Origin of the sequence: Lishizhenia sp., assembly GCF_033720595.1 — a bacterium.
In the GTDB taxonomy this organism is placed as follows: Bacteria; Bacteroidota; Bacteroidia; order Flavobacteriales_D; family Crocinitomicaceae; genus Lishizhenia.
The window spans coordinates 1-8,700 of sequence record NZ_JAWWCF010000129.1; the positions used below are offsets into that span (position 1 = coordinate 1).

General features: G+C 37.2%; 11 protein-coding genes. 4 read left to right on the forward strand and 7 right to left on the reverse strand.

Going from position 1 to position 8,700, the window contains the following annotated elements; translation table 11 throughout:
* The 4 genes from R3333_RS09800 to R3333_RS09815 form a co-directional block, all read left to right on the forward strand.
* Positions 1-356, forward strand: a 356-nt coding sequence (locus tag R3333_RS09800) for a DUF3891 family protein (protein WP_318958614.1), incomplete at its 5' end; no start/stop codon positions are given.
* A 59-nt stretch (positions 357-415) separates the two neighbouring features.
* Positions 416-757: a tRNA-binding protein gene (locus R3333_RS09805; protein WP_318958615.1), complete on the forward strand. Its 342-nt coding sequence runs from the start codon at positions 416-418 to the stop codon at positions 755-757.
* A gap of 39 nt (positions 758-796) precedes the next feature.
* Positions 797-1,915, forward strand: a complete 1,119-nt coding sequence (locus R3333_RS09810) for a glycosyltransferase family 4 protein (RefSeq protein ID WP_318958616.1) — start codon at positions 797-799, stop codon at positions 1,913-1,915.
* A gap of 84 nt (positions 1,916-1,999) precedes the next feature.
* The gene (locus R3333_RS09815) at positions 2,000-2,314 is read left to right on the forward strand and encodes a hypothetical protein (protein ID WP_318958617.1); all 315 of its coding nucleotides are present in this window, start codon (positions 2,000-2,002) and stop codon (positions 2,312-2,314) included.
* 1 nt (position 2,315) lies between these two features.
* Here R3333_RS09815 and R3333_RS09820 read toward each other — a convergent pair whose 3' ends face one another.
* From R3333_RS09820 to R3333_RS09850, 7 genes are all read right to left on the reverse strand, one after another.
* A complete protein-coding gene (locus R3333_RS09820) occupies positions 2,316-3,083 on the reverse strand; it encodes an ABC transporter ATP-binding protein (RefSeq protein WP_318958618.1) in 768 nt (255 codons plus the stop codon).
* Positions 3,084-4,094, reverse strand: a complete 1,011-nt coding sequence (locus R3333_RS09825) for an iron ABC transporter permease (RefSeq protein ID WP_318958619.1) — start codon at positions 4,092-4,094, stop codon at positions 3,084-3,086.
* Entirely contained in the window at positions 4,087-4,977 is an 891-nt protein-coding gene (locus tag R3333_RS09830; RefSeq protein WP_318958620.1) for a heme/hemin ABC transporter substrate-binding protein, read from the reverse strand. The genes R3333_RS09825 and R3333_RS09830 overlap by 8 nt, the downstream gene beginning before the upstream one ends.
* A gap of 43 nt (positions 4,978-5,020) precedes the next feature.
* Positions 5,021-7,345 (reverse strand): TonB-dependent receptor, encoded by a 2,325-nt coding sequence (locus R3333_RS09835; protein ID WP_318958621.1) that lies wholly within the window; start codon positions 7,343-7,345, stop codon positions 5,021-5,023.
* A 90-nt stretch (positions 7,346-7,435) separates the two neighbouring features.
* On the reverse strand, positions 7,436-7,978 hold the full coding sequence (locus tag R3333_RS09840; RefSeq protein WP_318958622.1) for a hypothetical protein: 543 nt from the start codon (positions 7,976-7,978) through the stop codon (positions 7,436-7,438).
* A gap of 58 nt (positions 7,979-8,036) precedes the next feature.
* Complete coding sequence (locus R3333_RS09845; protein WP_318958623.1) at positions 8,037-8,387, reverse strand: hypothetical protein; 351 nt, start codon at positions 8,385-8,387, stop codon at positions 8,037-8,039.
* Positions 8,388-8,473: 86 nt separating this feature from the next.
* Positions 8,474-8,700, reverse strand: a 227-nt coding sequence (locus R3333_RS09850) for a hypothetical protein (protein ID WP_318958624.1), incomplete at its 5' end; no start/stop codon positions are given.

Sequence of the window (8,700 nt, forward strand, 5' to 3'; positions counted from 1 at the left end):
CTTCACTTATTATTAATACGATCGCTGCGATTTCTCATCATGACGATCTTGAAAAAGAATGGGAAGAAAATCAATTAACACCAGCAGGAACACCGATGGATTTTACGTTACAAGAAGAAGTTTGTGTCGAAAAACTGCGTCAACACGTCAAAGATTCTCTTTATCGAGGTTGTTGGGTGGCTTTATTAACTTCTATGCACTGTTGTTTTTTGCATAAAGATCTTAAAGAGGAATTTCCAGAAATTAAACTAGACAAACGCAGTACGGGTGTAGCTTCATCGGAAACACGAATTGGTAAAAATGAAATTTTAGTGGTTTACGGAAAAAATACAGATATCAATAGATTTTTAAAGTAAATAAGAATTAATATCTGTTAGATTTAGCAAAGTTTAATCTTCAAGTTCGAAAAAATAAAATGACAGACAATACATTGACTTGGGAAGAATTTTCTAAAGTAGAAATGCGCGTAGGGACAATAGAAACAGCAGAGATCTTTAAAGAGGTTAGAAACCCTGCCTATAAAATGGTGATCGATTTCGGTCCCATAGGAAAACGAAAAACCTCTGCCCAAATCACTTCTTTATACCAACCCGAAGACTTGGTTGGAAAACAAATTGTGGCTGTGGTTAATTTTCCTCCTAAACAAATTGCCAACATCATGAGCGAATGTTTAGTGCTCGGAGCTTTAGGAGATGACAAAGACGTTACTTTAATAGAACCAGGATTGAAATTGAAAAACGGTGCTCGCATCGCCTAAAGCCTAGAAAAAGCTGTATTTTAGCACTGATTTATAATTATGGAAACACTTGCTTTTTACTGTAGTTCGGTGAGTTGGGGAGGTTTAGAAATGAACTTTATCCGCTACGCTCAATGGATGCGCGAACGTGGTTTTAATGTGGTATTGTACTGCGTCAAAGATGCTTACATCGATGAGAAAAACAAGGAATACCAAATTCCTGTACGCTACGTAGCCCACAATAAAAAGTACTTTGATTACAGCAATGCGAGTAAGGTAAGCAAGCAATTTAAAAAGGATAAGGTGAAGGCCGTTTGGATAAGAGACAGACGCGATATGAATATCATGGGGCTTGTAAAATCCAAATTGAACAAAGGCTTTAAAATCATCTACCAACAAGCCATGCAAATCGACGTGAAGAAAAAGGACATTTTTCATACACGTAGGTTCTCTAAAATAGACCTTTGGATTTCACCGTTAGAGTTTCTAGCAGAACAGGTAAAAGAAAACACCAATTTCCCAGCCCACAAGATCCATCAAATTCCATTAGCGACCGATAAAGTAGCAGGAACAAAACTCAATAAAGAAGAAGCTAGAAGACAACTCGAAATACCTCAAGACAAGTTCATATTAGGAATTCTTGGACGCTTGGATCCTTTGAAAGGTCAACATTTTTTAATCAAAGCATTGGCGGAGTTAGAAAAAGAACATAAAGATGTTGAATTACTCATAGTGGGTGACCTTACCCATAATGAAGGAGAGGATTACTATCAACTTTTACAAGATGAAGTCCAAAACTTGGGGCTCAACAATAAAATTCATTTTAGGCCTTTTATGAAAGATACAGAAGCGTTTTACAAGGCAATTGATGTATTTGTAATGGCTTCGGAGGGAGAAACTTTTGGTATGGTAACCATTGAAGCAATGAGCTATGGATTGCCAATAATAGGAACAAGATCTGCCGGCACGCCAGAAATTTTAGGTCAAGGGATCTATGGCAAGCTCTACGAAGTCAATAACATTAAAGATTTCTCAACACAGTTTAATGGGCTTTATAAGAATTATGAAGCTGCGATAGAAATGGGTTCCAAAGCGCAAGAAAAGGCGTTAAAAACGTTTACAAAAACCTCTGTATGCGCTGCCCTTGAGGACTTATTATCACCACACATTAAGAAGTAGGTTATTCATCTAAAAAAATAATCCTTTGGTCTAATTAAACATCTCTTACTCTCCTACAGTTGTAATTTTGGCATTTTTATAACCGTGAAGAAGAAGGATGAAATCAAAAGTACCCGTGAATTAATCAATGTAATTCTAGAGGAAATCATCTTGGATTTATCTTCTAAAGACGAAGCCAAGCAGAAAGAATACACCCTACAATTTATAACAAGCGCAAAAAAGCTACATCGTATTCTCAAAGTACCCTTCAATACATTGTATGGAGAAAAAGATTACCAAAAAATAGCCGCAGATGCTCAGCCATTAATTGATAAACTTTTCCTCGACACACATTTTAACTCCAAAACTTCAGACAGAGTTATGAATGAAGTGCTCCAATATTATTCCCTGGATAAATAAGTTAAAAGACAAAGAAGTTACTCGATCTACTTGCTATAACCTCAGGCGAAACTCTAAAGTATTTTCTCATATTTTCAAGATTTAAAACTTCAGAAGCTGAACCTTGCTCTACACATTTTCCCTTGTGCATTAACAAGAAGTTTTCACCGTAATTCACAGCTAAATTGATATCGTGAATCACTCCAACAACAGTTAAGTTAAAACGATCAATCAACTCGTGTAACAACCTTAAAAACTGAACTTGATACTCTACATCTAAATACGTCAAAGGCTCATCTAAAAACAAATATTTTCTATGTTGTTCTTTTCCCCAAACTTGGGCTATGCACTTCGCAAAAAGCACGCGTTGTCTTTCTCCTCCGCTCAAACTTAAAAAATCCCGACCTACAAATTCGTCTAAATTGAATAAGTTAATTGCCTCGGCTACAATCTCCTTGTCGCGCTGCGAGGCATTCTGTTTGAAGTAAGGATAACGTCCCATCATCACCAATTCCTCAACTTTTATGGGAAATGCATTAAAATTAGATTGTGACAATACTGCTCTTCGTTGAGCAAGATCCTCTGTACTCCAATCAGACAGATTTCTTCCCAGAAAATGTATGTCACCGGTGTAATTTTTCTCTAATCCACTTAAAATTTTAAGAAGAGAAGTTTTTCCAGCACCGTTCTTTCCAACGATAAAATGAATCTTTCCTTCTTCTAAATAGGCATCGTTTACTTGTGCGATAACCCTTTGCTTAATCTTAAATTCAACTCCTTCTATTTTCATCTAAAATTGATAGTTATTCTTGCGTAAGAGGTAAATAAAAACGGGAACACCTATAAGAGTAGTAAGTATACCAATGGGTAACTCTGCTGGCGCAAACAAGGTACGTGATAGTAAATCCGATAAACAAAGTAGAACAGCTCCCACCAATGTACTTACAACCATTAAACGTTTATTTTCTGACCCCAGAAACATGCGCACTAAATGGGGTACTACCAAGCCTACGAAACTAATCACACCTGTAAACGCAGTAGCCACAGCTATCATTAAAACATTTAAAAAAAGAATGATGAATTTTAACCGCTTTACATTAACACCAAGGTATACAGCTTCATCTTCTCCTAAAATAAGTGCATTCAAGGATTTGGCATAGCGCAATGCTACTATCAAACAAAAAAGGAATGCCAAAGTCATTATTTTCAAATTATCCCAGTTTGCCCCGGAAGTTGTTCCTAAATTCCAAAAAGTGATAGATCTTGCCTGCGGGTCTCTGGCCAAATATGAGAGAAAGCCTACTCCACTTAAGAAAAGAGCATTGATTGCCAAACCTGATAACAATAATGCCACTACAGCAAGCTTCCCTTTTTTATTTTGAGATAACACAAAAACCAACGTGGTAGACAATACTCCTCCCAAAAATGCGAGCAAGGGTAATCCAAACTCTCCCAAAGGTAGGTTTACACCTAAAGTAAAGTATAATGCAGCTCCAAATGCCGCTCCACTTGATGTTCCCACCAACCCTGGTTCAACGATTGGGTTTAAAAAAAGTGCTTGTAATAATACACCTCCCAACGCTAATATCGCTCCTACTAAGGCCGTTAGTAATACACGTGGTAATCGGATATTCATGAAAATAGCCTCATGGGTGGTCAATGTTTCATTACTACCCATTTTTGAAAGCGCTTGTAAAATATCCTCTAAACTTACAGCAACTGCTCCAAGTTTTACCGCCATAATCATTACCCCTCCTAGAATTAGAAAACCTACAACAACAGTCCAAACAGCCTTAGTCATTTCTATGGAGTATTTCGTGAAGTTTTAAAACATTTTCTCCTGTTCTCGGACCAAAGTAAATGATGTCATAGCCCTCTATTCTGTATATTTTACCAGACTTTGCAGCATTGGTCTCTGCTATCCCCGGGAGTTCCATAACTTTTTCCTTACTCCCCAATCTATCGTATCCAAAATCCGTTAATAAAATCACATCTGGATTAGCTTCAGCTATAAGTTCTGGGGACGTAATACGCTCCATACCTTTCTTTTCGATACAAATCTTTCCGCCGGCCATTTCCACCATTTTTCCGGCAACGCTTTCTGCTCCAACGGCAAGGTATATGTTCATGGCCTGACCAAAATGAATTACGACAACCTTAACGGTATCCGATTGAACTCCAAGTTTATCTTTCACCATTAATAGATCCTGATCTAATTTTTGGCACAAGGAATCAGCCTCTACTTGTTTACCAAAATAGGTCCCCATTTCTCTTAACAACTTCTTCGTACTCGTAATATCCTTTGCTTTATTTTCAAAGGAATGCATGGGTAAATTCAAGTTTTCTAATTGATCTACCACTTGTTTGGGGCCTATACTAAAGTGACCACCTTTATGAAGGAGTAAACTTGGTTTTAAAGACATAATCCCCTCCAGACCAAGGTGCATGTGATAACCGATATTCGGTAAAGATTGCGCGGCTTTAGGATAAGTACTACTCAAATCCACACCTACCAAATTATCGGTTGCTCCCAAGGCATATATAAACTCAGTATACTGTTTGGAAGCACTAATGATTCGGGGTTCAGGACCCTGTTCAATTTTTGCTACCTCTTGCTCATTATTGGGTGAACTACAGGCCAATAAAAGGGCACCTGTACCCAAAATTTTAAATAAATTTTTCATATGCGAAAGAACCGGGAGCTTTCGCTCCCGATTTAAATAATGGTTAAAATGTATAGTTCAATTTCAATCCTCCATAGAATAATGCTTCATAAGCACCTGGAGCATAGATAGAAGGTTTAGGACCTTTTTCCCAATTCACAAACACCATGTTGTAATACAATGAATTTGTAAGGTTATTTCCACCTACAAAAGCATCCACCTTCAAATGCTTTCCAAACTCTTTATGATAACCAACTTTCGCATTTAATAACGTGTAAGCTGGAGCACTGTGTGCATTATCAAAAGTAACGTACATATCATCCACATATTGGAAGTTAACATTCGCGTAAACTCCAAAATTTGTTTCAGCATCAATACCTGCATTAAAAACCATAGGAGGAACACCAATTACTGTATTTCCAGTGTAGTCTCTGGTTTGCGTGTTGTCGTTAGCATCGCTCTTAAAATCACTGTAAGTAAAGGCATTGTAGGTAAAGTTTGCAAACGGACGTAACAAGGAAAGTGTTTTCTTTTCATCCTTAACGATAACATAAGACAAAGCCATTTCAGCTCCTAAATTCCTTTGATTACCGGCATTAACTCCGTAAGAATATAAAACAACACCCGAATCGTCTACAACGGCTTTAGCAGTAATTTTGTCTTTGATATTCATATCAAAGATTGCTACTTGCCAAGACAATTTGTTTTGGAGTACACTTCCACGAGTTCCCAATTCTATTTGAGTAGCCATTTCGGGTTTCAAGTTTTTGTTGATTTCACCCGTGTAGGCGATTACAAAATCAGAAGTAGTTGGCGGTGAATAACCTTGCGCAACATTGATAAATACCATTTGATGTTTACCCAACTCTTTTTCTAAAGCAATGCGGGGAGTAATTACCGTGTTAAACTGATGCGTACCAGACCCATCTAAATGGTTTGTATTCCCTGAGGTTGCCATTCTATCAAGTACAGTATAATTGATCTGGTTGGCACTTGCACCAGCACTTAATCGAAAACGGTAAGGCATTTCCAAGTTCCACTCCATGAAATAATTACCTTGGAAAGCTGTAATATCATTATTAGCTCTTAGGTCTCCCAAAACTGAATTCATTAAGCCAAAAGACTTGTAATTCCCCTTGGATTGTTGAATTTCAGCACCAATATTTCCAGTGAGTTCATATTTCTTTCCAAGTGGGAAGAATAAAGTAAATACCGAACGACCACCTACATTTTGTGAAATGTTATCCGATAAACCAACCGCATAAGCCTGGGTTAAAGTACTACTAGACAAAAAAGCCGTTGTTTGATTAGAGATGTATTTGTTGAACGCATAATTATGCGTTAATCCTGCACGATAGCTTTCTATTTCTACACGACCATTATTCTTCAAATACTTTTCCTCCCCAACATTCTCTCGATTAAAAAACTTAGCACTATCGAGTTGACCGGCCAATTCCTCGTAAGAATTATTGTAAGCGAAATAGGTTGAGAAGCTTTGTTTTTTATTTACGTTAAAATCACCCATAAAGGATAGATACCTCTTTTGTGAAGCAGAGTGAACTCTGTATCCATCATAGTTTTGGACACCATAATTTAAGGCAATAGTAGAAGTTTCTGTATTACTTTTTAGCGAAGTAGTAGATCGCAACAAACCATAACTTCCAGCAATTATATTTTCTTCTATAGAGGTTCCGAATTGCTTTGGTTTTGCTGTATACATGTTCACAACGCCTCCAATACCTGTTCCGTATAAACTAGAAGCTGGTCCTTTAATAATTTCAACTTTACCTAAAGTGGAAAAGTCTATATCATCTAAAATGGTTGTTCCATTTGCATCGGTTAAAGGAATACCATTGAAGTAAGCTTTGTAACCCATTCCGTTGAAATTGGTATTGTTTCCATATCCACGAATGGTAAATCGCTGTCCTCCACTCATGGTGCGCTTTTCCATACGTACACCCGTTTGTAAGTTAACTGCTTCCTCCAAAAACAAGCCCGTTGTACGGTTCAAGTCTTTTTCTGAGAGTACGTTTACCGATTGAGCAGTAGATGCATCGCTTTGATTGACCATCTTCTCTCCTCTTACCTCAAAAGTACTGAGGTTTAATGCTGTAGCATTCATTCTTACTACGAGCTCTGAATTACAAGAAAGGTCTTTCGCTTGCCATGTTTCATAGTTTTCCTGACTCACCTTAATGGTCATATTTCCAGTACAAGACAAAGCAAAACGACCATCCTCTTGAGTAATTACTGTTTGATTTCCATTATTAACAATGGCTTCCTTAATCGGTGTTTGCGTGTAGTTGTCTATAATGATTCCACGCAAAGAATCTTGTCCAACAGCATACAACGACGCCATTAGAATAAATACGGTTAAAAATTTATTCATTATTATCCTTTTATCCCTTGTTTCCAAGGGAGTTAATTTCTTTAAATTGATTAATCGTCCCATCTGTTAAGGGACTCACTTGATAAGAAATTAAAGGAATTGAGGGGGTGGTCCTTGCACTTCTTTAAAACGAGAAGTATAATTGGAAACAAAACTATTTATCCATTCCCTTGAATGAGGGTAATACTCCGTATGAACTACTATAGCATTAAAGTTATTCCACTTATCGGCTGTGCATAGGACATGCGTTTTAGACTTTTGTAAAGGTGTACTCTGATTTAAAGCTGCCTGAAACCAAGCGGTATATCGCTTACTTAAAATTGTTTCTTTAGTATCCTTCCAACATTTGTATACAACACTATCCCCGTCATATGCGCGATGTACAATATCGTACATTGTTTCGAGGTATTTAAATTCACGCGCATGTTTCCATTCCATGACATGGGCAGTGTCTTTTAAAGCAAACTTAAAATGAACCAGTTCGTCTTCTGCAGCCCCATGTTTAATCATAGTCCTCACCTCATGTCGCACCGCCGACTTTTGCACCCCATACATTATCCTCAAACCTATAAAAGGAAAGAGTAAAACGATGGAAAAGACCACGATAATCGTATGTAAGATGTGTTTTTTCAACGCACTAATTAAAATTGAATGAAAAGGGTGGTTTATAAGGTAGAGAAGTTAAACTTCACTAAGGTATTTTCAGACACCCAAATTCAATGAACAGGTGATTAGATTCACCTAGCTGTTGAAAGCACGAAATATTTGATGCACTTACATCTGAATAAACAACCTCAAAATTAGAACTACCAATAGTGTTGATTGCTAATGATTTAGATTGCTCCTCATTTTCTTCCTCTTCTTCAGTGGTCATCAATTCCATGTTAGATTCATCCTCCGAAGATTGATGAATACTTAAGGTGTTATCCAAAGTATAATTTTGTGGAAGTGCTAGAGAAGGTTGTATACAAAAAAGAGTAGCGACCAATACGATTAATAACCGTAGACCACTACTCTTCAATATGTAAGATAATACCTTCATTCTCTAGGAAAGCAAATATAAATATTTGTTATGTAAAGCCATTACCAGCCCATTAGAATTCAACTAAAAATGTCAAATTCCTTGTATTAAAAACGAAAACGTATCCCTAGGTTCAAACGGTTTCCACCGGTAATACTGCTTAAATTATCCACGTTGTAGACTTGATGAACCACAGGCAGGTATTTAATCCAATAAGTCATCTTGCTTCCTTTAACGGCCACACCTAAATCTGCCAGAAAAGCATTCCCTCCAGTGTTGAACACAATTTTACCGTTTTCAGTATGCTGGTTTCCATGTTCATAATACCCTCCTA

Bases quoted from the DNA above. Each gene is read 5' to 3' on its own strand.
- R3333_RS09820 (WP_318958618.1), bottom strand. From the start codon at position 3,083: ATGAAAATAGAAGGAGTTGAATTTAAGATTAAGCAAAGGGTTATCGCA.
- R3333_RS09810 (WP_318958616.1), top strand. From the start codon at position 797: ATGGAAACACTTGCTTTTTACTGTAGTTCGGTGAGTTGGGGAGGTTTA.
- R3333_RS09845 (WP_318958623.1), bottom strand. From the start codon at position 8,387: ATGAAGGTATTATCTTACATATTGAAGAGTAGTGGTCTACGGTTATTA.
- R3333_RS09835 (WP_318958621.1), bottom strand. From the start codon at position 7,345: ATGAATAAATTTTTAACCGTATTTATTCTAATGGCGTCGTTGTATGCT.
- R3333_RS09830 (WP_318958620.1), bottom strand. From the start codon at position 4,977: ATGAAAAATTTATTTAAAATTTTGGGTACAGGTGCCCTTTTATTGGCC.
- R3333_RS09805 (WP_318958615.1), top strand. From the start codon at position 416: ATGACAGACAATACATTGACTTGGGAAGAATTTTCTAAAGTAGAAATG.
- R3333_RS09825 (WP_318958619.1), bottom strand. From the start codon at position 4,094: ATGACTAAGGCTGTTTGGACTGTTGTTGTAGGTTTTCTAATTCTAGGA.